This is a genomic window from Microbacterium sp. JB110, assembly GCF_003335195.1.
Lineage (GTDB): Bacteria > Actinomycetota > Actinomycetes > Actinomycetales > Microbacteriaceae > Microbacterium.
In genome coordinates, this window is record NZ_QPGM01000003.1 from 100,820 (window position 1) to 125,893 (window position 25,074).

General features: G+C 65.2%; 18 protein-coding genes. 10 read left to right on the plus strand and 8 right to left on the minus strand.

What is annotated here, in order from left to right; translation table 11 throughout:
• Positions 1 to 145: 145 nt before the first annotated feature.
• Together CIK77_RS06735 and CIK77_RS06740 are read right to left on the minus strand one after the other, a co-directional pair.
• Entirely contained in the window at positions 146 to 1,486 is a 1,341-nt protein-coding gene (locus tag CIK77_RS06735) for an FtsX-like permease family protein (protein WP_087056649.1), read from the minus strand.
• Positions 1,486 to 2,226, minus strand: a complete 741-nt coding sequence (locus tag CIK77_RS06740) for an ABC transporter ATP-binding protein (protein WP_249268749.1) — start codon at positions 2,224 to 2,226, stop codon at positions 1,486 to 1,488. Before CIK77_RS06740 ends, CIK77_RS06735 begins: the two co-directional genes overlap by 1 nt.
• A 126-nt stretch (positions 2,227 to 2,352) precedes the next feature.
• Between CIK77_RS06740 and CIK77_RS06745 the strand changes: the two genes are divergently transcribed.
• The 8 genes from CIK77_RS06745 (at position 2,353) to CIK77_RS06780 (ending at position 9,579) form a co-directional block, all read left to right on the plus strand.
• Complete coding sequence (locus CIK77_RS06745; protein WP_170934266.1) at positions 2,353 to 3,636, plus strand: sensor histidine kinase; 1,284 nt, start codon at positions 2,353 to 2,355, stop codon at positions 3,634 to 3,636.
• A complete protein-coding gene (locus tag CIK77_RS06750) occupies positions 3,617 to 4,279 on the plus strand; it encodes a response regulator transcription factor (RefSeq protein WP_087056647.1) in 663 nt (220 codons plus the stop codon). The genes CIK77_RS06745 and CIK77_RS06750 overlap by 20 nt, the downstream gene beginning before the upstream one ends.
• Before the next feature lie 468 nt (positions 4,280 to 4,747).
• Positions 4,748 to 5,671 carry an ATP-binding cassette domain-containing protein gene (locus CIK77_RS06755; RefSeq protein ID WP_087056726.1) on the plus strand — a complete coding sequence of 308 codons (924 nt, stop codon included), beginning with the start codon at positions 4,748 to 4,750 and terminating at the stop codon, positions 5,669 to 5,671.
• Positions 5,652 to 6,428: a hypothetical protein gene (locus CIK77_RS06760; protein WP_140403581.1), complete on the plus strand. Its 777-nt coding sequence runs from the start codon at positions 5,652 to 5,654 to the stop codon at positions 6,426 to 6,428. The genes CIK77_RS06755 and CIK77_RS06760 overlap by 20 nt, the downstream gene beginning before the upstream one ends.
• 15 nt (positions 6,429 to 6,443) lie before the next feature.
• Positions 6,444 to 7,262, plus strand: coding sequence for an ABC transporter permease subunit (locus tag CIK77_RS06765; protein ID WP_087056645.1), 819 nt, complete (start codon positions 6,444 to 6,446; stop codon positions 7,260 to 7,262).
• Between the two features lie 21 nt (positions 7,263 to 7,283).
• Entirely contained in the window at positions 7,284 to 7,658 is a 375-nt protein-coding gene (locus tag CIK77_RS06770; protein WP_087056644.1) for an SdpI family protein, read from the plus strand.
• Between the two features lie 57 nt (positions 7,659 to 7,715).
• Positions 7,716 to 8,903: a sensor histidine kinase gene (locus CIK77_RS06775; RefSeq protein ID WP_087056643.1), complete on the plus strand. Its 1,188-nt coding sequence runs from the start codon at positions 7,716 to 7,718 to the stop codon at positions 8,901 to 8,903.
• Positions 8,896 to 9,579, plus strand: coding sequence for a response regulator (locus CIK77_RS06780; RefSeq protein WP_087056642.1), 684 nt, complete (start codon positions 8,896 to 8,898; stop codon positions 9,577 to 9,579). The genes CIK77_RS06775 and CIK77_RS06780 overlap by 8 nt, the downstream gene beginning before the upstream one ends.
• 209 nt (positions 9,580 to 9,788) lie before the next feature.
• Here CIK77_RS06780 and CIK77_RS06785 read toward each other — a convergent pair whose 3' ends face one another.
• Genes CIK77_RS06785 through CIK77_RS06795 form a run of 3 tightly spaced genes read right to left on the minus strand, consistent with a single transcriptional unit; the run spans position 9,789 to position 14,031 of the window.
• Positions 9,789 to 12,707, minus strand: coding sequence for an ABC transporter permease (locus tag CIK77_RS06785; protein ID WP_087056641.1), 2,919 nt, complete (start codon positions 12,705 to 12,707; stop codon positions 9,789 to 9,791).
• Positions 12,704 to 13,450 carry an ABC transporter ATP-binding protein gene (locus CIK77_RS06790; RefSeq protein ID WP_087056640.1) on the minus strand — a complete coding sequence of 249 codons (747 nt, stop codon included), beginning with the start codon at positions 13,448 to 13,450 and terminating at the stop codon, positions 12,704 to 12,706. Before CIK77_RS06790 ends, CIK77_RS06785 begins: the two co-directional genes overlap by 4 nt.
• Positions 13,447 to 14,031 carry a PadR family transcriptional regulator gene (locus CIK77_RS06795; RefSeq protein WP_087056639.1) on the minus strand — a complete coding sequence of 195 codons (585 nt, stop codon included), beginning with the start codon at positions 14,029 to 14,031 and terminating at the stop codon, positions 13,447 to 13,449. The genes CIK77_RS06790 and CIK77_RS06795 overlap by 4 nt, the downstream gene beginning before the upstream one ends.
• A 369-nt stretch (positions 14,032 to 14,400) precedes the next feature.
• Between CIK77_RS06795 and CIK77_RS06800 the strand changes: the two genes are divergently transcribed.
• Together CIK77_RS06800 and CIK77_RS06805 are read left to right on the plus strand one after the other, a co-directional pair.
• The gene (locus tag CIK77_RS06800; RefSeq protein ID WP_087056638.1) at positions 14,401 to 17,517 is read left to right on the plus strand and encodes a hypothetical protein; all 3,117 of its coding nucleotides are present in this window, start codon (positions 14,401 to 14,403) and stop codon (positions 17,515 to 17,517) included.
• Positions 17,518 to 17,629: 112 nt separating this feature from the next.
• Entirely contained in the window at positions 17,630 to 18,511 is an 882-nt protein-coding gene (locus CIK77_RS06805; protein WP_212647536.1) for a hypothetical protein, read from the plus strand.
• A gap of 310 nt (positions 18,512 to 18,821) precedes the next feature.
• On the opposite strand, the gene CIK77_RS06810 is transcribed toward CIK77_RS06805, so the two are convergent.
• The 3 genes from CIK77_RS06810 to CIK77_RS06820 form a co-directional block, all read right to left on the minus strand.
• Complete coding sequence (locus CIK77_RS06810; RefSeq protein ID WP_101601280.1) at positions 18,822 to 20,210, minus strand: FtsX-like permease family protein; 1,389 nt, start codon at positions 20,208 to 20,210, stop codon at positions 18,822 to 18,824.
• Positions 20,207 to 20,980: an ABC transporter ATP-binding protein gene (locus CIK77_RS06815; RefSeq protein WP_087054289.1), complete on the minus strand. Its 774-nt coding sequence runs from the start codon at positions 20,978 to 20,980 to the stop codon at positions 20,207 to 20,209. Before CIK77_RS06815 ends, CIK77_RS06810 begins: the two co-directional genes overlap by 4 nt.
• A 277-nt stretch (positions 20,981 to 21,257) precedes the next feature.
• Entirely contained in the window at positions 21,258 to 24,989 is a 3,732-nt protein-coding gene (locus CIK77_RS06820; protein ID WP_181861403.1) for a YobI family P-loop NTPase, read from the minus strand.
• Between the last annotated feature and the right edge of the window lie 85 nt (positions 24,990 to 25,074).

The following is a 25,074-nucleotide window of genomic DNA, read 5'->3' on the forward strand; positions in this document are numbered from 1 at the left end:
ACATGAGTTGGCACATGAAACGGGTGGCATCCGATTCGAGATTGTGCGTCCCGGTGCTCGTTTCCGCAAGCCGCAAGGGCGTTGCGGACCCGAGCTCCGCGACGCTTGCAGCAGGTATCGGATGGGGCCGGCGCTCGGCACGGCGTTACTCGACGGCAAGCGTGCGTGGTATCTCGTGGCGGAGTGCGGCGACTGTTGGCACGACGGTCGCCGCGAGAATCAGCAGGAAGCCGCCACCTGCGATCAGGCCAAGAGTTGCGAACGATACGACGGGGAAGGGCAGGGAGAGCTTGGCGGCGATGATGAAACCCCCGACGACGGTGGCGAGGGTGCCGAGGATCGCCGCGGTGATGGTGTAGATGACCGCTTCCCATATCGCGGTGAGCGTGACGGCTGCGTGAGTTGAGCCGGCGGTTTGGATCAGAGCGAACTCGCGTTCGCGGGCGTGGCCAGACATGAACACGGTTGCGGCGGCTGCGACGGCTGAGAGCAGAAGTGGGCCGCCGAGCAGGATCACGACGCCTTCGGGGGCGAGGTCGAATCCGTCGGTGCTGCCGGTTCGCTCTGCTTGGGCTGCGGCGAGGGTCGCGCCGGTGGTGTAGAGACCGCCGGCGAGGGCGATGGCGACCATGAGAGGGCTGATTGCGGCGCTTGACTGGCTGAGCCGGTAGCGGGCGGAGTTGCGGGCAAGGAACCAGGATGCGGATGTCTCGGCAGTAAGGAGCGATGTCCAGGCTCGCAGGACGTGAGGGAATACGAGCGGGCCTGCTGCGGCGAGGGCGGCGGCGATGAGGGGCGTGAGCAGGATGGCTTGGCCCGAGAACGCGGAGATCGTGGCGTTGCCGTCGAGGGTCAGCGCCAGAGCGACGGTGCCGCCGAGAACGAGAACGGTGAGCACGATGCGGAGCCACCCCATCTTGATTCGTGGTGGTTCGGGGTCGCGTAGTGCTTCGATCGGCGGGGTGCGGCTGGCGCGTCGCGCGCCGCGTAGTCCGCCGAGCAGCACGACGACGGTGATCGTGGCGACCACGACGAGCACGCTGATGGTGCCGAGGTACAGGCTGATGCCCTGCATGTCCGGCCACTCGCGGAACGCCCAGGTGAAGAGCGGCGGGAAGGCTGGCAGGGCGACGAGGCAGCCGACCAGCGCGCCGAGAGTACCGACGATCCCGAGTTGGGTGAGAACGACCAGGGCGACGAGGGCGGGTCGGATGCCGACGAGTTGCCAGAGGGCGTAGCCGCGCTGTTGCAGGGCGACCGTCAGGTTCGCGGTGGAGCTGAGCACGATGAGCGCGGTGACGGCGGTGAACATGATGACGGCGGCGCTGGTGCTGGACAGTCCCTCCTGCACGCGCCCGCCGTGGACGCTGCCGGTCTCGATGAGCCCGGCAGCGATCGCACCGACGAAGCCGGTGGTGATCGTTACGGCGAGGACGCCGAGCCACACCCGCGCCTGTGCAGCTAGGTCGGACAGCACGAGGCGCATCACGCGACCGTCCTCGCAAGTGTGATCGCTTCGAGCACCTGTTCCGGCGTGGGGCGGCGCAGCTCGCTATGGATGAGGCCGTCTCGGAGCACGAGCACCCGATCAGCGAGCGCGGCCGCTTCCAAGTCGTGGGTGACCACGATGACCGAGCGGCCGTCGCCCGCCGCCGCGCGCAGGAGCCCGAGCACGTCGGAGCCTGTTGCGGTGTCGAGCGAGCCGGTGGGTTCGTCGGCGAACACGATGTCGGGGCGCATGGCGAGCACGCGGGCGATGGCGACGCGCTGCTGCTGACCGCCCGAGAGCTGTCCAGGACGGTGGCCGCCGCGATCCGCCAGCCCCACGTCGGCCAACGCGCGGTCGACCCCTGCCCGGTCTACCCGGCGGCGGGCGAGGCGAGCAGGCAGGGCGATGTTTTCCCTCGCGGTTAGCGAGGGGATGAGGTTGTAGGACTGGAACACGAAGCCGACGTGCTTGCGGCGCAGAGTGGCGAGAGCACCACGTCCGAGGGCGCGGATTTCTCGCCCGGCGAGCTGCACGGAGCCGGAGTCGGAGGGTTCGAGCCCGGACAAGCAGTAGAGAAGCGTGGACTTGCCGGAACCGGACGGCCCGACGATGCTCACCATCTCACCCGGCTGGACATCGAGGGTGATCCCGCGGAGCACCGGCACGCGGGGCTCCTTCGCCCCGGCAGAGGGGAAGGTCTTGTGCAGGTTCTCAGCATGGATGAGCGGTTCGGTCACGTCCTCCATTCGACGCGATCAGTGCGGCACGCGCGATGGAGCAGGGTGGAGAGTCGAGGTAGAGCTGGCTCTACTCTTCGGTGGGCGTCCACCCCCGGCCGCGGGCGCGTCCGTAAGGTGGGATGTATGAGACAGGCAATCGTGTGGCACGCGCTGATGCGCCCGCCGTGGCGGTTCCTGTTTGGCCGATGGCCGTGGCGCACGCTCGTCTACCTGCTGGCAAGCGTCGCGATCGGAGTCCTGCTGCTGCCGGTCACGATCGCCACGCTGCTATTCCTGCCGCTGTGGGGCATCGTCATCGGTGCGCTTGAACGCCGCCGCACCCAAATCCTGGGATACCCCCGTCAGGTGTCCGGCCATGTCCCGCTCTCACCGGACCAGCGGCACATTTGGCTGGCGGTAAGGGTGGCCGAAGGAGCGACCTGGCGCGAGACGGCAGCCCTGTTGCTCGACCTCGTGCTCGGCTGGATCGCACTCGCCGTTCTGTTCGTCCAGGGCCTTTGCCTGGTCGTGTTCGTCTTCATTGGAGTCTCAGGGTCGCGCGGTCTCACCCGGATCAATCTCTTCGCCGACGTGCGGATCGTCGTCGGGCCGGACAACTGGTGGCCGGTCATCCCGATCGCGCTGCTCGCGGTGTGCCTGTTCGCCTACGTCAATGCCGTGCTCGCCGCGGGCCAGGCGTCGCTGTTGCGGGTGCTGTGCGGTCCCCGACAGCGCGAGCTTGCCCGCAACGTTGAGCGGCTCGTTCAGTCGCGGGCTGCGCTGGTGGCGGCATTCGAGGCCGAGCGACGGCGCATCGAGCGTGATCTGCACGACGGCGTGCAACAGGAACTCGTCACCCTCGCCGCCCGACTCGGCATGGTCAGCCTCGAACTCGACGAGCTCACCGCACAAGGCACCGACACGGACCTGGCCCGCGATGCGCTCGACGCCGCGCAGGGCCAGGCCGAGCACGCGATGGCGACGTTACGAGACACCGTTCGCGGCATCCACCCCGCTGTGCTCACCGACCACGGCCTCCGCGCCGCGCTGAACGAGCTGGCCGACCGCACCCCGGTCCCGCTCAGCCTCGACGTGGCGGAGTTCGGGCGGTTGCCAGCCTCCGTGGAGACCGCCGCCTACTATCTCGTCACCGAGGCGGTCAGCAACGCCGCCAAGCACACCACCGCGACCCGCCTGACCGTCCGGGCCGGCATCGGGGACGATGCGCTCACCGTCGTCGTCACCGACAACGGGCACGGTGGAGCCGACGAGAACGCCGGCACCGGGCTTCGCGGCCTACGCGAGCGCGCCGAAACCCTCGGCGGGCGATTCAGCATCATCAGCCCGGACGGTGGACCCACGACCCTGCATATGACCCTGCCGATTCTCACGGAGAGGATCGAGCGCGATGCGCCTGCTGCTCGCTGAGGACTCCGCTCTGCTGCGCGAGGCGCTGACCGCTCTCCTGGAACGGCTCGGCCACACCATCGCTGCGACCGCGCAGACCGCTCCCGGGCTGCTCATGGCATTCGGTCGGCTCACCGACGCCGGCGAGCAGCCGGACCTCGTGCTCACCGACGTTCGGATGCCTCCCGACAACAGCGACGACGGACTCCGCGCCGCCCTCGACATCAGGGCCATGCACCCGGCCCAGCCGATCATGGTGCTCTCGCAATACATCGCGGACACCTACGCCCGAGAACTGCTCACCCTCCCTGAAGGCGCGATCGGCTATCTGCTCAAAGACCGCGTGAACCGGGTTCGAGACTTCGCGGCAGCGCTCGAAACCGTCGCGTCCGGTGGGACGGTCATCGACCCCGACGTGGTGCAGCACCTCCTCAGCGGCTCCCGGCCGGGACCGCTCGACAACCTCACGGCACGAGAGCGGGAAGTGCTGGCGCTGATGGCGGACGGCGAATCGAACGCCGATATCGCCGACGCTCTCACGCTCACCGACGCCGCGGTGAGCAAGCACATCGGCAGCATCTTCGCCAAACTCGGCCTCGGCCCGGTCGAAGACAACCGCCGAGTCAGAGCCGTGCTGACCTATCTCCAGACCGTTCACCTCTGACACGAACCTCACCTCCCAACACTTCTCATCTCCGCTCTCGCACCTCACCTCCATCTCCCCCGTCGCTCCTCGATCCTCGCTGGGCTCCCGCGCTATTCCCATTCTTCCTGAATGCACGCAGGCTACGGCCGTGGAGATGGGCTTGCATCGAGGCACAAAATACCTGGTCAGGATGGAGATCCCGGAGTGAAAATATAGGTGGTATTGCAGCGAATACCACATGCGATCTCTGACCCTAGTAATCGCGGGCCGCTCCATCAGCCTATCGAGCCCGGCAGCGGGGGAGTCGAACTGCGCTCGACCTCCGCTCGCGCAGGATCACGAATTGGCGTTCAGGCCCGCAACACGAGGAAGTTCGAGGGCTGGTTGAGGTTGAGCCCCTGACTTCGATTTCAACCCCTGGTTGGCAGTTGGCAGCGCCACGTCGTCCTTACTGTCGAGTGACAGGCGATGGAGGAGGTTTCTGTGGTGATCGAGGTTCGCTCTTTGAGCAAGCGGTACGGCAGCAAACTGGCGGTGGATGATGTGGCGTTCGAGGTGCCGGCGGGGAGGGTGACCGGGTTCCTCGGGCCGAACGGTGCGGGAAAGTCCACGACGATGCGGGCGATCGTCGGGCTGGACCGGCCCTCGTCGGGTGAGGCGCTGATCGACGGGCAGCGGTATGCGCAGTTGCGGTTGCCGCTTCGTCAGGTGGGGGCGTTGCTGGATGCAAAGTCCGCGCACCGCTCCCGCACGGCCGTCAATCATCTGCGGGCGGTTGCCGCCACGCACGGGATCGGGCGGGCGCGGGTGGATGAGGTGATCGACCTGGCCGGTCTCGCGTCGGTTGCCCGCAAGCGGGTGGGCGGGTTCTCGCTGGGAATGTCGCAGCGGCTCGGGATCGCGGTCGCGCTGCTAGGCGATCCTGGCACACTGATCTTGGACGAGCCGGTGAACGGTCTGGACCCCGACGGGGTGACCTGGATGCGGGAACTGCTGCGCGGGCTCGCCTCCGAGGGGCGGACGGTGTTCCTGTCGTCGCATCTGCTGACCGAGCTGGCGCTGGTCGCCTCGCACGTCATCGTGATCGGTCGGGGCCGCATCCTCGCCGACACTCCGGTGGACGCGCTCACCCAGGGCAAGTCGGTACGGGTGCGCACGGCCGGGCTGGACGATCTGAAGCTGCTCCTGACGCGTGCGGGCGGCACGTTCACCGTGCGCGGCGACGACGCGATGGACGTCGGCGGTCTGGAGGCGGAGCACATCGCCCGGATCGCGGCCGAGAACGACATTGTGCTGTTCGAGGTGACGCCGGTGGGCCGCACGCTCGAGGAGGCGTACATCGAGCTCACCCGTGGCGCGGTGGAGTACGAGGCGACGGGTACGAGCAGCCGTGACGATCACGACTCTTGACGTAGCGGCCGGGCGGGTGAGCTTCGGTCGGGTGCTGCACGGCGAGTGGATCAAGTTCGTCACGTTGCGTTCGAACGTCCCGGTGTTCGTCGCGGTCGTCGTCGGCCTTGCCGTGATGGGGATGCTGCCGGCGATCGCCGCGGGCGCCGACTCGGGCCTTTCTGCCGGGGTCGCGGCCCAGGACGTGCTGGGGAGCATGTCGTGGGTGCAACTGCTGGTGGCGATCCCCGCCGTGGTGTTCCTGGCTTCGGAATATACGTCTGGCTCGGCACGGGTGACGTTCTTGGCCGTGCCGACCCGCATCCCTGTTCTACTGGGTAAGCAGCTCGCCGTCGCCGTGCCGGCAGGGCTGGCTGGTGCTACAGGGGCGGCGATCGCGTTCATCGGGAACGCTCTGCTGCTCGAAGCGCCCCCTGCGGTGGAGGTCGCGATGCGGGCTGCGGCGGGCGCGGGGCTTTACCTCGCGGCGATCGCTGCGCTCTCGGTGGCGATGGCCGCGATCATCCGTCATCTAGTCGGCGCGATGCTGGCCGTGGCGGCGCTGCTCACAGTCGCACCGTTCGCCGTGGCCCTGATCCCGATTGAGTGGGTGCAGAGGGCCGCGGCGTGGCTGCCGACCCCGGCGGGACAGCTCGTGTTCCTCCCCGACAATCTCGACGCCTCGCTGTCCTGGTGGGGCGGGTATCTCGTGCTGCTGGCCTGGATGGCCGGCGCGACCCTCGTCGCGGGCGTCCTGCTGCGCGCCCGCGACGTGTGACGAAAGGAAACCACCATGTCTGTTCTCAGCACGGCCGCCCCTTCCCTGGGGCGCGGTCGACCCGCCCTCGTGGGGGCGGTGGCCTCCGAGACGGTGAAGCTGACCACGCTGCGCTCGAACTGGATTCTTGCGGCCGTGGCGTTCGTCATGATCGTCGGCTCCGGGCTGCTGCAAGGGCTGGGGCTGGTGTCCCGGCTGACCGACCCGAGGTTCGCCGGGCAGCTCATCGAGGCACGTCCGATGCAGTTCGTCGATAGCGTGCTGTGGGCGCAGGTGCTCATCGCCGTCATCGCCGTGCTCGCGGCCACCGGCGAGTACGGGTCGGGACAGATCAAGCTCTCCCTGCTGGCCGCCCCGACCCGGCTGCCGGTGCTGGCCGCCAAGACGATCGCGGCCGCGGCCCTCAGTTTCGGGATCGGTACGGTCGGTGCGGGCCTGGCGTTGAGCATCCCGCTCACGTTCCTGCCCGCGGCCGGGATTGACTACCCGAACGACTGGCCCACCGGTGCGGGCCTGGCGTTCGGGTCGGGCGCGTACCTCGCCGCGATCGCCGCGCTGGGCACCGCGATCGGGATGCTGCTGCGCAACGTGATCGCCGGGCTCGCCGTCACGCTGCCGCTGGTCACGATCCTGCCCTCCGTCATCGCCTCCATCCCCGCCCAAATGATCCGCGACGCGGCCGCGTACTTCCCGACCACCGCAGGCCGGATGCTCATCTCCGACCTTGAGACAACCGCGGCACTTACGCCCTGGCAGGGCTACCTCGTGCTGCTGGCCTGGGTCGTCGTGCTGTGGGCGGCGGCCGCGGTCACGCTCCGCGCGCGGGACGCCTGAACCAACGAACAGGAGAACGCTGTGTCACCATCCATCATCGAACTCCTCGGTCCGACGATCGTGCTGCTCGCCAGCATCGCCGTTGCCTGGTGGGGTATCGCATGTCGCGCCGGGCGGTTTCCCCGCAACCTCGTCCTCGGCTACCGCACCCGCGCGGCGCTGAGCAGCAGGGACGCCTGGGACGCCGCGCACCGCGGCTACGCTCCCTTTCTGATCGGCGGCGGCCTCCTGCTGGCGGCGTCCGGTGTGGCCGCGATCATCATGGTTCTCACGGACGCCACCGGGCTCGTGGGACCTGCGATCACGGCCGGGATCATCACGCTCCTGGCGGCGCTTACCGTCGGCGGGCTCTTCGCGCATAGGGCGCTGCGCCGTCATCTCACGCAGACTGGATAGATCAAGACGGGTCGAGCACCGCGATCGACACGTCACGGACGCGAGAGGAGGCCGGGTATGACCGAGAGCCTGCGTGTGCGTCTCGCCGACTTGCAGCGCCCGTCGTGGCCGCCGTTAGCCTGGCTGCGACGGCACGCGGTCGTGGTCGATGTCGTCGTGGTGCTGGCCGCGTGCGTCCCGCATCTGATCGCGATGATCTTCCGGGCGGGCGATGTCGGCTGGTGGGGATACCCGCTGCTGGCGATCACGGCCGCCGCGTTGCTGATGCGCCGCCGATGGCCACTGACGATGCTCGTCGTCGTCGCAATCTCGTGCGCCGCAAGTCCGCTCGCGCAGCCGGGATTCGGTTACCCGATGATCCCGTTCGCGTTCGCCCTCTACACCGTCGCCTCGCTCGAGCCCCCGACCCGCGCCCTGATCGGGTACGGCGTCGGCGTCGCCTCGACGGCACTCGCGACGATCCCGTACTCACTGAGCGGCACGGCCCCACCTCTTGTCGCGCTCCTCGACCCCTTCGCGCTCATCGCCCTGGTCATCGGGCTCGTCGTGCGGGGCCGCCGTGAACGCCGCGTCGCACTGGCCCAGCTCGTGAACGAGCGCATCGAGAACGCCGCCAGCTTGGAACGGGCGCGGATCGCCGCCGAGATGCATGACGTGGTGGCGCACTCCATCTCGGTCATGGTCGCCCTCGCCAACGGTGCTGACGCCGGGTGGAGCGCCCATCCCGAACGGGCGCGCGCCGCGGTCGGCAAGATCGGCGTCGTCGGCCGGGACGCTCTCACGGACATTCACCGTGTCCTGCACATCCTCCGAGGCGCGGACGCCGAGCTAGACGGCAGCCTGCACGAGTCCGGGCCGAACCTGCCGACCCTCGAAGCGCTCGCCGTGACCTACCGTGACGCCGGCCTGCACGTCGAGCTAACCCAGCACGGCCGCCCGCTGCCCGACGATCCGGCGTTGCGGATCGCGGTCTACCGCATCGTGCAGGAAGCCCTCACCAACACGCTCCGCCACGCGACCGGCGCGAGCAGCGCCACGGTGACCGTCACCGCGACCGCGGCTGAAGTCGCTGTCGAGGTCACCGACGACGGGATGCCCTCCCGCACCGCGCCGGAGGTCGGGCATGGGCTCACCGGCATCACCGAGCGGGCGCGTCGCCACGGCGGGGACAGCACAGCCGGCCCACTGCCCGGTCGCGGCTGGCGCACCCACGCCACCCTCCGCATCGGAGCAGGCGATGCCTGAACCGTCCGGCATCACCGTGCTCGTCGTGGACGACCAACCACTCGCCCGCGAGGGCAACGCTCTCGTGCTCGACTCCGCCCCCGGAATCCGCGTCATCGGCGAAGCCGCCGACGGGCTCGAGGCAATCCAGCAGGCCGTCCGGCTGGAACCCAACATCATCCTGATGGACGTGCGGATGCCGGGCATGGACGGCATCCAGGCCACCCGCGGCATCATCGACCGCGGGCTGGAAAGCCGCGTGATCGTGCTGACCACCTTTGACCTGGACGAGTACGCCTTCGGCGCGCTCCGCGCCGGAGCCAGCGCCTTCCTCGTCAAGACCGCGACCCATCAAGAACTCGTGGACGCCGTGCGCGTCGTCGCCCGAGGTGACGCGATCGTGACCCCGCGCATCACCCGCCAGCTCATCGACGCCTACACCGGCCGAGATCAGCCCGTCGCCACCGATCAATCCCTGTCGGTGCTGTCTCCCCGAGAGCGCGATGTGTTCGAGGCGATCGCGTTCGGGCTCTCCAACGGCGAAATCAGCGCGACGCTGCACCTGTCGCCCGCGACCGTCAAGACGCACATCAACCGCATCTTCGCCAAGCTCGGTCTCCGCGACCGTGTCCAAGCCGTCATCCTCGCCCACCAACTCGGACTCCCCATCGGCCCCGCAACCGACCCCCAACGCTGACCCGCACACGCACCCTCAAAGTCAGCCAAACTCTCGCGTTCCCCGCTTTTACCCTGAATGGACGCAGACCAAGGGTCGTAGGGCGTGGGGCGCTGTTGTGATACTGGGTCACAGACCGACTGCGACGCTCACGCAGCAGGCCGGCAGGGCTGAGGTATGACGGTCTCAAAGCACGACGCGGGTAGGGCAGCGCTGATTGGGGGGATGGGTCAATCGTCTCCGTTCGTATCGCGGAATGCGATGATGGCGGTTGCGAGGAGGGGCGTGGCGACGGTGATGAGCAGGGCGGGCAACCACGGCACCGTTAGCGTCCACGCGCCCTTCTCTGTGGCGGCTTCGGCCGCGATGCTTGCGGCGATTGTTACTCCGAGAACGATCCCGGCGACGGTGCCGGTGAGGCCCCCAAGTATGCCGACTGTGAACGTCGTGGCGCCTCTGATTCGTCGGCGAGTTCCGCGAGGTGCTCCGACGTCTCGGAGCACGCGAAGATCGCGCCGCATGTCGGTGAGCGCGATGCGAGCTGTGCCGATGGTTGCGGTGAGAGCGATCAAGGCTGCGATCACCGTCAATGTGGTGAGCGCCGTCGAGAGTCCGGCGTTGGCGTAGTCGCGAGCAGTAGTGACGTGATGAACGCCGAGCAGGAGCAGCCGGTCTCGGAGTTCATCGACCTCGGTCTCTGAGAGCACGGCAGTCGCGGTGGCGATCATCCCGACGTGCTCGACCGCGGGGTCGTGATCCGAAAGCGGCGCTTCGGAGAGCAGTTCGGGCGGGATGAAGGCCGCCCATTGCTGCGAGGGCCAGTCCATGACGATGGCATCCGCGACCAGCGTGTCGATCGCGATAGGTTCCGGCGGGTTCTCATAGAAGTCCTCACCGCGCTCCCGGGCTTGGTTCAACTGCGCCCGCCATTGGGTGAGGCCATCGTGGTCGTCTTCCATGATGCCCAAGTGGGCGGTGCCGTCTGGCCACTGGTCGATGGGGCGGGTGAGCACGATCTTGCCGGAGCGGAGCGCTTCGGCGGCTTCTTCGGCCCCGGGCAGCCCGAGACCTGCGACCAGGGTGCCGTCGTCGACGACGAGGTTCGTGTGGTCTGTGGAGTCCCAGGTGGGCTGTTTGTTGATGTCGGAGAGTGCCTTGTCGATCAGGCAGTTCATCCCGTTCACGTCGGCTCGACCGTCCGGATCGGGATGGCTGGTGTTGTACTGGTTGTATTCCTCGGTGAAGTCTGCCCATGCGGGGCACTCGGTGTCCGGGTCGATGAGCAGGCGCGGGAACGCATCTTCGTCGAGACTGAGCATGTCGACGTCGATGAGCTCGGTTCCGGGAAGGAACTCAGCGAGCACGGTGGTGATCCGTGCCCGCTGTTCCGTGCCGGTGACGGTCGACTCCGCACCGGCGCTGCTTTCGCTGGTTGACGCCTCGAATGGGTTCTCGCTTCCACTTGAGTCCGTGTAGAAGCCGTCATAGATCATCACGGTCCCGGTCGCCGCGCGCGGATGCCATTCGGCGGCGGCGGTGGCGTACTGGGTGGCGGTGACGACCGAGACCGCTACAGCGAGGGCGACTGCGGCGGCGATCCCCGTGATCGTGGGAACTGTACGGTCGCCGCGACGGGCCGTGTCACGGATGGCGATTCGCTCGGGAGTCTGGGCACGACGCGCGATCCGCCCGAGCACGGGCAGGAGCCCGCGGACGACGAGGACCAGCATGATCGTCGCGAGCGGCCCGACCAGGACCAGCCAGACGCGGACACCCGTCACCGCCGTCACAACGAGAAGTGCGATGACCAGGCCGGAAAGAACCACGACGAGCAGACGCCTGGTGCGCGGGGCGCGACCCGGCGCGTCGGTGATGTCGCGCAGAGAAATGACGGGGTCCTCGCGGGCGGCGCGCCGCGCAGGTCCACGGGCGGCGACGAGTGCCACGAGCACCCCGAACACGAGCAGCAGGACCAGGTCGATGCCGGGCACGATCAGGTTCGGGAAAGCCGTACTTCCCACCGCCTGAGCGACGGCGACGACCACACTGGCGACGGCGACGCCGAGTAGCACGCCGGCCACCGAACCGAGCACCGCGACGATGAGAGTGCTGCGGAGCATGACCCCGACGATGTCGCGCCCGGTCGCCCCCTGCGCGGCCAGCAGCCCGTAGTCCCGGCGAGACTGTCGCGCGCCGATCGCGAACACCGGCCCGATAAGGAGCGCCACGAGAGTTCCACCGACGAGGACGGCCGCGGTGACGAGAATCGCCATGCCCAGGCGAGTATCCGCCTCAACAGCAGCGCCATCTCGATACATCGGCACGTCCGTCGCGGCGGGAGGGTCGAGAACGACGTCGCGACTGATGGCTATGAATCCAGCATCGTTCAGTGCCAGCACGCCCGACCAGACCACCGGTGCCCCGTCCACGAACCACACCGACCGTGCACCGTCAAGGTATGTCGTCCCTTCCTTGAGAAGCGACTTCTCGGCGAGAGCGACATCGAACCCGAGGGGGTTGTTCTCGTGAATGCCGACAAGCGTCAGCGACGTCATGCGCGCAGCAGAGTCGGCGCTGCCCTCGAACGCGTCGCCGACGGACAGATCAAGCCGCTCCGCAACCGTGCGGCTCACCGACACCTCACCTCGGGCATGCGGAAGACGTCCCTGCCAGATGTCGATCACTCCGGTCAGGAGCGGATCGGTCAATGGCCCTTGCAGAGCCGCCATCCCGTCCGTGAGAGATGAACCCGACCGGAGGACGACGGCTCCGGTGTGCGTCTTGAGCAGGCGGGTGTCTGAGGTAAGAAGATCCTGCAGCCGCGCTTCGACCTCGCCGACAGGAGCGTCTGCGCCCGCGGTGACTCCCACATCCGCACGCGGTGTTTGCTGCTGCACCTCATCGCCCCACCACTGCACGCGAGCGACGGCGCTGTCACCCAGGGTGCGTTGTGCGTAGCCTGCGTCGCTCACCTCGGCCGAGCGCAACAGCACATCCACTGCGGTTCCGGCACTGATCGTGATCGCGATGACGAGCGCGGCCAGCACGAACCGGGGAAGGTTTCGACGGATGTCCCGGCGGGCGAGGCGAAGCATCAACGAACGGCGACCGCTTCCCGTGGTCGCATCCTCCTGAGCGACCACGCTCATGACCCGGCACCGTGTTCCTGGGTGCTATCGACGTCGCTCAGCGACTCGACGCCAACCAAGGGTGTGGTGCCCGAAACGATACGACCATCTTTCAAGAACACGGTCCGGTCGGCCCAGGCCGCGTAGCGTGGGTCGTGGGTGACCAGGATGCCGCCGCACTCCGGTCCGATCTGGGCGCGCAGAAGCTCGATCACCTCCTCGCCGAGCACCGAATCGAGTGCCCCTGTCGGCTCATCCGCCAGAATCAGCGAGCGTGTCCCGATGACCGATCGCGCGATCGCGACCCGCTGACGCTCCCCGCCAGAGAGTCGATCCGGGAACTCCCCGCCCCGATCTGCGAGCCCGAGCCGATCCAGGAGAGTCGTCGCCTGAGCGGATGCCTGCCGGGGCGCGACATCGTCCAGTTCCAGCGGAAGCGCGACATTCTCCCGCACCGTCAGTGAGGACACCAGGTTGTAGTCCTGAAACACCAGCCCGATCGACTGACGGCGCAGCCGGGCGCGTTCGTCCGGCGACGCTGCCGAAAGGTCGGTGCCCGCGACGACGACACGACCCGAAGTTGGCGTGTCCAACGCACCCGCCAGATTCAGCAGAGTCGTCTTTCCCGACCCGCTCGGACCCATCACCGCGACCAATTCGCCGTAGTCGACGCGGAGGCTTACACCCTGCAGCGCGTGTACCTGCGAGCTCCCGGACGCATGGGTGCGCGTCACATCCTCGAACTCGACCAGCGCCGCCGTCACTGACGTGCTCCGGTAGGTCGTACGACCGAAGCCGTCGGCGTGCTCTCTTCCGGTGGTATGACCCTCTCGCTGTCTCGCATCACGGTGGCCTCGACATGATCGAGCCAGCGGATCTCCGCCTCCGTCTGGAAGATCAACGAATCCAGCAGCAGCAACCACGCCCGCTCTCCCACGCCCGACGACCGACCACCGGCTTTCAAACGCGTGTACTCATGCAGCATCCGCATCGACTCAGTCCGCTGACTCTGCACGACCTGAGAGACATCGACATGCGGTGCGGTCACTGCCAGAGTCAGCTTGATCGCCAACTCATCGCGCGCCGGGCGTGAACGCTCCACAGGCGACGCCCACCAGGAACGCACCGCAGCAACGCCGCTCTCAGTCAGCTCGAACACCTCCGAGTCTTCCTCCGGACGCGAGGTCACCAAGCCATCCCGCTCCAGACGCTGCAGTGTCGTATACGCCTGCCCAATGTTCAACGGCCACGTCGCCCCCGTCCGCGCCTCAAACTCCGACCGCAACTGATACCCATTCATCGGACGCTCGGCCAGCAGCACGAGAAACGCTTTAGGGACCGACATATTTGCAACTCCTTACTCAGTAAGCATCACCGATCAGCTTACCCGGTAAGTAACCGATTCATCCAATGTCGCCTCGGCTTCAGTCGCCGTTCCACTTCTCTGTCATCGCCAGTTCTTCCGAATGCACGCAGGCCACGGCCGTGGAGATGGGCGTGCATCGAGGGGTAAATTGACCTGGTCAAGGTGGAGATCCCGGAGTGAAAATGTAGGTGGTATTGCAGCGAATACCACATGGAATCTGTGACGCCAGTAGTTGTCTAGGCGTCGTTCCTGTTGGCACCCCTACCGACCGCTAGGCGAGGCGGCCGTCGACTCGGCCGATGCGACGAGATACTGGTGTTAGGAGAGCTCAACTGGGACGGAGGCATGATGGAGAACCCTCCCCAACTGGTACAGCAGATCCTGTTCAGTCTGGACCGTTTGTCCGACGGGAACGGTCACCATGAGTACGAGAAGATCTGCTTCGCGTTCGCTCGTCGCCGAGTCAGCATCAACCTGCTTCCCGCGACCGGACCTGTGAGCGCAGGCGGTGACCAGGGTCGTGATGCCGAGAGCTTCTGGTCGAACATCGCGAACGAGGTCCCGGCGACATCGGTGCACGCCGCCACCGTGTCGGGCGAGCGCGTGGTTCTCGCCTGCACCATCCAGAAGACCGACATCCCGTCCAAGATCCGCTCCGACCTCAACAGCATCACGGGTCAAGGAACTCCCGTGGAGCGCGTCCTGTACTTCACGGTGGCGTCCGTGCCCGTTGCAAAACGGCACGAGCTCATCGCGCAAGCAAGGACGGACCGCGACGTCGAGCTCGAGATCTTCGACGGCCTGGCCCTCGCCGAACATCTCGCCGACCCGGACCTCTTCTGGATCGCGGCAGAATATCTGAAGCTACCGGCCTCACTGGCTCCCGAACGCGCCGACGAAGACGACCCCCTGCCGGACTGGTACGTCCGCGACCGCGACTACTGGCGGGCGCGGACAGAACCCGGGCGGACGATGGGCGACCTCGTGAGCCTGCGGGACGTCCTGCGCCACGCCACGTATCACGACCAAGCGCGCGGCGACTTGGGGGACTGGATCGCAAAGATGCGCGAGTTTCTCACCGGAGACGGGCCGGCCGAGGTCAAAATGCGAGCGCGATACGAGATCGCGGTGGCGACTCTCCGCGGCACCGGGGAGCTTCACGGGGCTGACCCGCTTGTCCGCGAGTTCTTCCAGTCCATCACTGGCATCGAGGATGATCTGCCGCTTCTTGAGGACGCGAGCGTCCTACTCCAGTACGGATATGGGTCTCGTCTCCGCGGACACACCAGCATCACCATGTCCGAGCTCGACGGCTACTACGAGACGCTGCGAGCACACGTTCAGACAGCGATAGCTGCCAGTCCCTACCCAAACGCGAAAGCACTGCTTCTCGCCATCGATGTGCGCCTCGCGTTCTTCCAGGCATACCCGGACGACCTCCCTGAACGGATCGAGGGGTTGCGTGATCCTCGTGACACTCTTCGGCTTGTTCTTGACGCCTATGACGCCGACGAGACCGTGCCCGCGCAGACAACCGCGCTTCCGCTTCGGGACCGCGACGGAGGCATGACCACACTCGGCGCACTCCTCGATACGTTGGCATCCGCTCCGCTGTTCCCGATCGAGCACACAGCAGAACTGTTCGAGATGCTCACCCTCTCCCTCGCCGACCACCCCGACTACGCAGCACTTCGCGATCGTCTCGACGAAGCGGTCGCCCGAGTCGGAGGGGACGCGAGTAAGGCAGAGCGTGCCCATGCCCGCGTGATCACCTTCGTCGGCGCCAACCAATTGCTCCGCGCTCTGGCAGAAGTGCACGAGGCGAAGATCGGATGGCGCCACGGCGAGACCATCGAGGACAGCATCCCCATGATGCTGCTCGCCGCTTCCATCTACGAGCATCTCGGTCTGTTCTTCGCAGCGAAACTGCACGCTGCCGCCGCCGCAGTAGCCGCCAACGGTGCTCAACAAACCGACGTACGTCGCTTCGTGCCACAGGCCATCGCCGCCGCGGCCATCAACGACTTCAAAGCGGGCAACTGGTGCTCGGCATCACGGCTCGTGCGCGTGACGATCCTTGCCCAGAACGCGTATGCAGAAGACCCCACGAACCTCGACCGGCATACCTACCTGGCCGACATACTTCAGCGGGAAGCATTCACCCTTCATGTCGCTCACAGGATCGCACCCGACTACGAAGCCTCGATTCGAGCAACAGCCCAAGAAATGGGCACCGAAACTCTGCTCGACGACCTGGCCTCCGAGCTCGCCAACGACGACTCCTGGACCATCGAGAACCTCGTTCGAGGGCTTGACCGACAGGGAGCTGGACGACCTTTCGCTGACGCTGGCGAGACCCGAGAAATGCACTGGACAGCTTTCGGCGCAACGTGGACCGTGCAGTGCCGAAATACGCGGCGCGACACACTCGCAGCGGAGCGCCTCATCTCCGGCATTCAGATCATCCAGGCGGAACTCGCCCTCGCCGATGCTGTCTGGCTCCCCGCACAAGTCCACGTCGAAGTGAAGACGGACCGAGATGAGAGACCGGCGGATGCCGAGAAGCTCGAGCGCATCCCTGATAACGACCTCAGCCGGTGGATTGTCCACCTTCAGCCAGGGGACAGTGTTCAGGAAGACCGTGCGCTCGTTGACCTTGTCACAGATGCTTCGCTGCTGCTCCTCGACAACTCCCTCCTCGACCGAGAGAAGTTCCTCGCCCTCGTCGACGACGCGTTCGCACGAGGCCTCGGGCACAAACTCTCAGGAGGACGACCCTACGACGAAGCAGCCGGCTTCCTCCGGGACGAAGACTACGAACGTATGGCGGCTCTTCCAGACGGACCACTCGGTGAGGGGATCGTGCGCGATGCGTTCCCCGAACACCCGGAACTTGCACTCCGAACCGATCTTTCGAAGTGGTACGACCACGATGAGACAGTCGCGAACATTGAGCGACGTTACGAGCGCATGATGCCGATCGGACGCGTGACCATTCCCCGGCTCGCCAGGACCGAGCCCACAGCCACCGTCCTCCACCAGCTCCGCGATGAGGGGTGGCTCGATTGGCAGCTGATGATGGCGATCACCAACATCATCGGCAACGCTCGCCCGGCCTGGGAGGGACTGCGAATCGCCGTCGACAGTCCGCCCGAAGCTCGAGCACGCGCGTCCGCGCTCCTACGGCGAGAGGAACTCGATACCGACCCTCAGCTCGGTAGCGACGCGTTCACGCGCGACAAGCTCCTTGCCGCCTTGGATTTCAGCGCCTTGCTCACACTTCCGTCCTATGGGCTACACCTGAACACCCCGACACCGAACGCAACGGCCGTACTGACCGTCCTCCGGGATCGATTCAACTTCGGGGTGGACGACGCGCAGCACGATGATCTCCTTGCGGTGCCGCCGGCGACGGGAACGCCACCCAGCGCGAGCGTGAGCCGGGGCTATGGAACGACCGATTGACTTCTCCCGCCAACGCCACATGCTGTGCGGAAGTTGCGGCCACCGGTGGGTTACCGACCTCAACTGGATCGATCGATGGGACCAGGCCCGTGAGAGGTGCCCAGGATGCGGTGTGACCTGCGAAGCGGAAGCCGCGCCGCGGGTCACCGTCGACCCGCATGATCTCGCCCTGAGCGATAGCAACGTCGCACAGCTCAACTGGTATCACACCAGCACTCAACCCGATTGGCCGACGCCCTACTTCGATCCCGCCGCGGAGTTGACCCAGGAGACTCGGCAGAGGATGGGCGGAGACAGTCATGTGATCCGGTGGGCCGAACGACAAAGAGCCAAGGCGCTGCATGTCGGCACCTATGAAGCAGCGATCCACAACATGCTCCGGCGAATCGACGATCAGGGCGATCGTGGCGCCCAGTTCTACCTCTACCGCGTGCGCCTCGTGCCCACCCTTTCCGTGCGGAAGGGTTGGCTCATCGACCCAAGTAACTTCGTCGGCGACGTCGTTCTCAACGAGGTCTGCTCACCGGGTACTGACGTCGCCCGCTACCTCAACTACCACGAGGACCCTGGAGCACTCTCGCTCGCGCTAGGCCGAACCGCAATCGACTCCACTCAGCGAGTTGCGATTCCATTGCCCTCTAAGGAGAAGCCTCCATGGGGGGTCGAAGCGATTGGCGAGCTCGACAGTGCGAGCGTGATCGCACCCGCTCCGACCGGATCCCGCCCGCTGGGAAGACGACGCATGCCCTCTCCTCGGACAAACAGAGCCCGCGAGCTCGCGGCATCCCTCGCCAGGGGGCTTCCAGTGAACTTGCGTTGGCAGTTCGAGTCAGCCGCGGTCTTTGGCGATGATCTCGTGCCCGCGGACTGGGCCTGCTACGTCCGTGGTGTAGTCGACCTCATTCTGGACCCCGCCCGAGTCTTGGGGGCGCTCGACGGCCAGCTCCTCCGTCAGCTTCGAGCTGGTCAAAGCGGCTCGGGAGAACACATCTAGCTAGCTGTCGGGGCCCTTCGCCAGTGCGGCATAAAGCCTGGTCAGACGATGTGTACCACCAAGAAGATGTAGGTGGGATTGCAGCGAATACCACATGCAATCTCTGACGCCACTACCGAGCATCAGCGACGGGGGAGTTGGACTGACCTCGACCCCATCGCGCCGCGATACCGGGGTGAGCGTTGTGCCGCATGAAATCAACGATCTAGGACATGTGACCTGTGGATAACTTCACCGCGATACCCTGACCTACAGGTTGCTTAGCGCTTTCGTTAGCACTTCTGGCGGCCGCACTGATTGCGTATGTGAGTTAATGGGCGAGGAGTGCGGGGATTGTGTGGCGTCGAGCCGTGAGTGCTGGGGTGATGGTCGCGATTCCGACGACGAGGAGTCCAGCGACGGCGACAAGACTAGAGATGCCGACCCCATACACCGGGGTGGCGGTGTCGCTGACCTGCATCAGTGCGGCCGTCGCGACGAGTCCGACCGCGCCGTAGACGAGTGCTCCGGTGAGGAACGCTGTGCCGACGTAGATGATGGTCTCGAAAGCTGCGCTGAGCGTCGTGGTAGCGAGGGTTCCGCCACCAGTTTCGATGAGCGCGTTGTTTCGGTCGCGGGTGCGTCCGGTCATGAAGATCACCGCTGCCGCGCCGAGCGCGGCGATCAGAAGTGCGGGGCCGATGATGGTGAAGATCGACGCATGGTTGATGGTCATGTTCTGGGTTCCGCCGCCTTCGAGCGTAGTTCCGGCGGTCATGAACAGCGTGTACAGGCTGCCGGTAAGGGCGATGCCGACCATGAGCGGGGTGACCGCTGCGGTGCTCTGCGTGAGGCGGTACCGGCATCCTGTGCGGGCGAGGAACCAGGCCGGTGACCAGGAGGCTGGGATGATCGCTGTCCAGGCGCGGAGGATGAGCGGGTAGACGAAGGGCCCGAGCGCGGCGATCAGGGCGGTGAGGGCGATGCTGAACAGTTGTGCCCCGCTGACGATGCCCGCGATGCCCATACTCCCATCAGGATCATCAGTCACCATCCTTGCGATCAGGGGGGCGGCGATCACGTTGATGCCGAGAATCACTGTGGCGAGCGTCGCCACTCCTACCCCGATCCAGCGCATCACGGCGAGGCGCGCGCGGGGCTCCTCGGGCTCTCTCACGGCTTCGATCGCGGGCACCCGTCCCGCGCGGAACGCACCGCGCAGTCCCGAGACGATCACGAGCGTCAGAGCAATCCCAACCGTCCATGCCACCGTGCTGGCACCGAACACAACGGGGAGGTTCCGCAGGGAAGCTTGCTGCCCAGCGAGGGAGAGGAACACTCCCGCCGTCAACCGTCCAAGGATCAGCCCGGCACCCGTACCGGTGAGGGCGAGCAGGCAAAGCTGGATCAGCACGACCAAGGTCACTTGACGCGGGAGGATTCCAGCCAGTTGCAGAAGCGCGTAGCCGCGCCTGCCCGAACTGATCGCAAGATTCGTCGTCGCTCCGGTGACCGCGACTGCGGCAAGCACCGTGAACAGGATCGTGCCCTGCGTCATCGACACCAGCGAATCACCATCGGCTGGGCTGAGGGTCGCCGCCGTCTCAAACTGGGATATGACAGCGGACAGCACCATCGTCGCCACGGCGATCATGAGAAGACCGCCGATCCAGAGTCTCCATTCCCGCACGAGTTCCTTGGCGGCGACGATCGCGATCATGCGGCCAGCGATTCCTCTCCTGCGGCGCGCACCGCGTCCAGCACTGCCTGCGCGCTCGGCTTATGAAGCTCCGCGTGGATGGAACCATCGCGCAGCACGAGCACCCGATCGGCGCGTGCGGCCGCTTCGAGGTCATGCGTGACCAGTACCACGCTGCGCGCTCCGGAAGCTGTCTCGCGCAACAGGGAAAGCACTTGCGCCCCGGTCGTAGTATCGAGCGCCCCGGTCGGCTCGTCAGCGAACACGAGCGAAGCGCCTGACGCGAGCACCCGTGCGATAGCGACACGCTGCTGCTGACCGCCAGAGAGCTTGCTCGGCAAGAACCCGGCTCGCTCCGTGAGCCCGACCGCGTCAACTGCGGCGCTTGCATCGGCTGCCGCGCCCCGCTTACGAGCGATCCGTGCAGGAAGTGCCGCGTTCTCCATCGCGGTGAGCGACGGCACCAGATTGTAGGACTGGAAGATGAACCCCACACGATCCCGACGCATCTTCGCCAAAGCGTTTCGGCTCAGCGCCGCGATGCTCTGCCCGAACATACTCACCCCGCCAGCCGATGCCGGTTCCAGCCCTGCCAGGCAGTACAGCAGCGTGGACTTCCCCGAACCTGATGGCCCCACGATCGCGACCATCTCACCGGGGTTCACTTGGAGCGATACGTTGCGCAGCACCGCCACGGGCGGCTGCCCCTTCACCGTCTCAAACGTCTTCTCAAGATTCACGCACGCGACCAGCGGCGATGCATCGGATGCATTCGGAACAGGAAGGCTCATACAGCAATCTAAGCCCATCCTTACCCGCGCCCGCTGAAAGCCCTCACGATTCTCCAGACAGCCCCCGCTTCCAACTACGGAAACCCCTACCCCCTCAAGCGATCAACCGGCTCACCCCGCTTGCACCCCTAACCCCTTCTGTTCTTCTGACTGCACGCAGGTTACGGCCGTAGAGATGGGCTTGCATCGAGGGGTGAAATTCCTGGTCAGGGTGGAGATCCTGGAGTGAAAATGTAGGTGGCATTGCAGCGAATACCACATGGGAAATCTGACGCCACTATGCCGGTGCAGAATCGTCACGTTTCTTGGGTGGGTGCCGTCGCCAGACCCGGGTAAAATCGTCCACACGCTTCCATGATGTGACAGCGCCAGCTCCGTCAGTCTCGAGTTTCTGGAGTGCGGTCTCGAAGTCGGGATCGGCTGGGAGGTCGACGACCGTGGTTCCGCGCTCGAGCAGGTCGCGATAGGGGCTCGGGAGTTGTTGAATGTACTCCACGAGCTCATCAGTCCCACACTCAGACGCGCTCAGGTTGAGCATCGCAGCCTTCAGCGGCGTCGCAACGCCGCTCTGCTGGACAAGCTGAGCTGTGTCGTGAGGCAGCGGCGTCGAGGTTGTGGTTGCCCACTCTGCGGCTGCTTCGAGGACTTCGTCGGTGGCGTTCTGCGGGGCCTGGGGCAGTCCGTTGACGATCAGCGTTTTGATCCCGTCTTTGACGTGATCATCGCGCAGGAAGAGAGCCAGGACCGCTGGCGTGAGAGTGAGCTGCGTGAAGTAGTTTTCCGCGTCCGTCGAGCTGATGATGAAGGCTACTTGTGCTCCCTGGGACTTACTCAGTGCGGCGAACGTGTCGGGGTCATCCACGAGCAGTCCAGCTTGCATCAGACCTGAAATGAGTTCTGGTTCTCGTGCAGAGATTTTGCTGATCGCGAGGGGTGCGCGTGTGATCGACTTGGCTAGGTTCACGCGGCTGGCTACGGTGAGCTTCTTGACGTTCAGGAGCTGGGACGCAAGCAGATCTTGTTGCTCAGCGCTCGCATCACTCGCGTCGATAGACGGTTGAGCTTCCAAGAAGTCGACCAGTGCTTCGTCGATGGTGCATGCCGCGATGTATGCGTTGACGTTGGAGAAGTTGAGCGCGAAACGCTGGGCTCGAGCGAGCAACGTCTTGAGGCTGTCGGGGACGGCCGTGAGGTCTTGGACTTTGGCGCCCTTGGGAAGACGGGTGAGCAGTTGCATCGACTCTCCCGGTTCGGATGCCTCGACGGCTGTCATGATCTCGATGAGGGAGTCCATATTGCGGAGGCTTGGCTCAGACGGATTCGTGCCGTCGAGCGCGGCGAGGTACTCGTCGAAGTGCGCCAGGACGTGATCGGATACGTCGTGTCCTGCTTCGAAGACCTTGTCGATGCCGATCTCGTCAGTTCCGTCAAGGACGATTCGAAGGTTTTCTTCGGTGACTCGGTATTGACGTGCCGCAATGATTTCTTGGAGTGCTGTGCGGGACAGGTCTCGAAGCGACGGTAGTCGGACTCCAAGATGTTGGAGGACTTCGACGGTCCGAGTAGGTTCACGGGCGTCGTCGGTGAGGCTTTGGATCTTGTTGTAGTTGGCGGCGATGCGCTCGCGCACGGGTTCCGGTACTGGATATTCGGTGGCGAGATCGACTCCGTCAAGCGCCGCGATCGCGAGCCGTGTGATTTCATCTTTGGCCTGTTCAGAAATGAACACGAATACCTCATCCCACAAGGGGGCGAGGCGTTCGAAGAGCTGCTCTTGATGCTTACCTTCTGCGATGTATGCCTCGATGAATTCAGCACCGGATGGTCGGACCCACGAAAGGAGCTTCAGGTTGCGTTCGAGCCGCGTGTCGGAAGATTGGAGGAGCGTGTCGTACACGGCGATGTTGAAGAGACCGGTCGAGTTGAAGACTCCTGGGCCTCCTTCGCGCAGGACGGCTCCAACTTCTTCAGGTTTCAGTGGGTAGCGGTACGAGGGCTGTTCAGCGCGTACATGCTGGATGAGGAAGCTCATCGCGTCCGCGGAGGCCACCTGGCCATGGAACTCGGACATGTAGAGGTGGTAGTTGCGATCGATGTGTCCGTCAAGGATGAGATCCTCGAGGAGGGGGTCGGCTAGTGCCTCGACGTACGTCGTCCGGAAGTCAACTTCCGTCTTGTCCTTGCGGTGCAATTCTCGTCTTGGATCGGTGAGGGCGTGGAAGTCCGCGGAGCGAAGCCACTGCTGGAGACCCCGAAGGCGCTGCAATTCCGCGGTGTGCGCTGCCCGCTTCTGGACAGACCAACGTTCCGGCACCATTGTTCCTAGCTCGGCTCGCAACCCGGCGGCATCAATCTTGAATACTTCGGTTGAAGAGGCCAACACTTCGACAACAGCTCCCTTGTCGACGACGCTTTCCCAGAATGCCGAGGTGCTGATCTCGGTGGTCGCTTGAACCTTGCCATTGATGAGGAACCGGAGACTCTGCGGCTGATGGTTGAGTCGGGGCAGCCAGCGTTCGGCGAGTGTCTGGAGTGCTGTCCCGAGCTGTTCCGCACGGGCGACGGTCTCGGCGACTGGATCAGCCTGTGTTTCAACGGTGGCAATCTCGTCGGCTACTTCTGCCAAACCCTCGTCGATGATCTCGCGAGAGACTCGATAGAGGCGATCGAGGGAGCTGTCTCCCACACGTATGAGTTCGAAGTCAGTGAGGCGTGTGTTCTTGAACGCGACCATCGCGAACAGCTTGCTCGGAGTGAGCCCGCGAAGCTTCTTCGGAACAAGGACGCGCGTCTGAAATACGCGGTACTCGTTGATGATATTCAACAGCAACCGCATGTCCGTGACATGTTTGGCGACGATGCTAAGCACTTCGATCGACACGGAAGAATCGACCTTCTTCATCTCCTTCACCAGAAGGTCGCGCGAGTTCTGATGGGTGATGAACGGAACGATCGGGACGACGAGATCGAAGAATTTGGTGCGCTGCGTCGGCGGATTGGATAGCAAGCTGTGCGCTTGCCAGACCCCGGACTTCTCTGCCGGGTCAGGCTGAGCTGGTTCCTTCTTCTGTGGGGGTCCAGCCGGTGGTGAAGGTGTCTTGGTCAGGTCTTCGAAGATGCTGTCCCGTACGGCGTAGATGAAGTGGACTGGGCGTCGATGCAGCTGCCGTGATGTGTTGAGGATGGTGTTGAGCGCTCGCAGAGAACCGTAGATGGCTGGATTTTCGAATCTGTCGAGGTCTTCGATGATGAGGATCGTCCGTCGGGTTTTTTCGAAGAAGTAAACGATCTCGTCAAGGTATTTGTCGAAGAACGATCCGTCCTCTCCCACACTGTCCGTTTTCAGGCTGACGGATGCCGAGGCTGTGCCCAGTTTGTCGACGCGGACACGGTTGTGGAGCACCGCTTGAAGAGCGAGGGCGAGGATCGCCACGCCGGCACCGATTGCGAGCAAAAGCAACGGTCGCTCGCTTTCTCGCTCAGGTGGGAGATCCAGCGGGGTGCCGAGGCCCGTGAGCCAAAGAACCCCGGCCGCGACCGCGCCGATCACCGCCGAGACGAGGACGGTCCGCCAGAGCGGGAGTCGGCTGATGCGACGGAATCGTGACCCGGGTAGCTTGCTCGTTCGTTCGCGGTAGAGGAGCTGCTTGACGATTTCCTTCTGGATCAGGTTGTTGGTCTCGTCTTCCTTGGCATCAGCTTGCACGCCGATGTCGCTGAGTGAGGAGAGGGAGATCTCGACGACTCTTCGCGGAAGCTCTGCACGGACCGAAGCGAGAACACTGCTCTTCCCGCTGCCGTAGCTGCCGGTCAAAGCGATGTTCCACACGTTGCGGCGACGCTTCCGGTCACGAAGGAGCGCGACGAGTTCCGTGCTGTACAGATCGTGCTGCTCTGCGACTGGTTCGGGAGTGAGCGCCCGAAGGCCTAGAGGTTGCGATGCTCGTGTCTGCCAGAACTGCCACCAGCGCTGCGGCTTCTCCCCCTCGGCAGTTTTTTCGACCGGCACTACTCCTCCTTTGGACGTGAGGCAGCACGGTGCGTGGTCGACAGTCTCCAGATTCCTTGAGGAATTGAGCCAGATCCTGGCCTCA

Coding starts and splice junctions, on each gene's coding strand:
- CIK77_RS06735 (WP_087056649.1), bottom strand. CDS start 1,486: ATGCGCCTCGTGCTGTCCGACCTAGCTGCACAGGCGCGGGTGTGGCTC.
- CIK77_RS06745 (WP_170934266.1), top strand. CDS start 2,353: ATGAGACAGGCAATCGTGTGGCACGCGCTGATGCGCCCGCCGTGGCGG.
- CIK77_RS06750 (WP_087056647.1), top strand. CDS start 3,617: ATGCGCCTGCTGCTCGCTGAGGACTCCGCTCTGCTGCGCGAGGCGCTG.
- CIK77_RS06765 (WP_087056645.1), top strand. CDS start 6,444: ATGTCTGTTCTCAGCACGGCCGCCCCTTCCCTGGGGCGCGGTCGACCC.
- CIK77_RS06775 (WP_087056643.1), top strand. CDS start 7,716: ATGACCGAGAGCCTGCGTGTGCGTCTCGCCGACTTGCAGCGCCCGTCG.
- CIK77_RS06780 (WP_087056642.1), top strand. CDS start 8,896: ATGCCTGAACCGTCCGGCATCACCGTGCTCGTCGTGGACGACCAACCA.
- CIK77_RS06785 (WP_087056641.1), bottom strand. CDS start 12,707: ATGAGCGTGGTCGCTCAGGAGGATGCGACCACGGGAAGCGGTCGCCGT.
- CIK77_RS06795 (WP_087056639.1), bottom strand. CDS start 14,031: ATGTCGGTCCCTAAAGCGTTTCTCGTGCTGCTGGCCGAGCGTCCGATG.
- CIK77_RS06800 (WP_087056638.1), top strand. CDS start 14,401: ATGGAGAACCCTCCCCAACTGGTACAGCAGATCCTGTTCAGTCTGGAC.
- CIK77_RS06810 (WP_101601280.1), bottom strand. CDS start 20,210: ATGATCGCGATCGTCGCCGCCAAGGAACTCGTGCGGGAATGGAGACTC.
- CIK77_RS06815 (WP_087054289.1), bottom strand. CDS start 20,980: ATGAGCCTTCCTGTTCCGAATGCATCCGATGCATCGCCGCTGGTCGCG.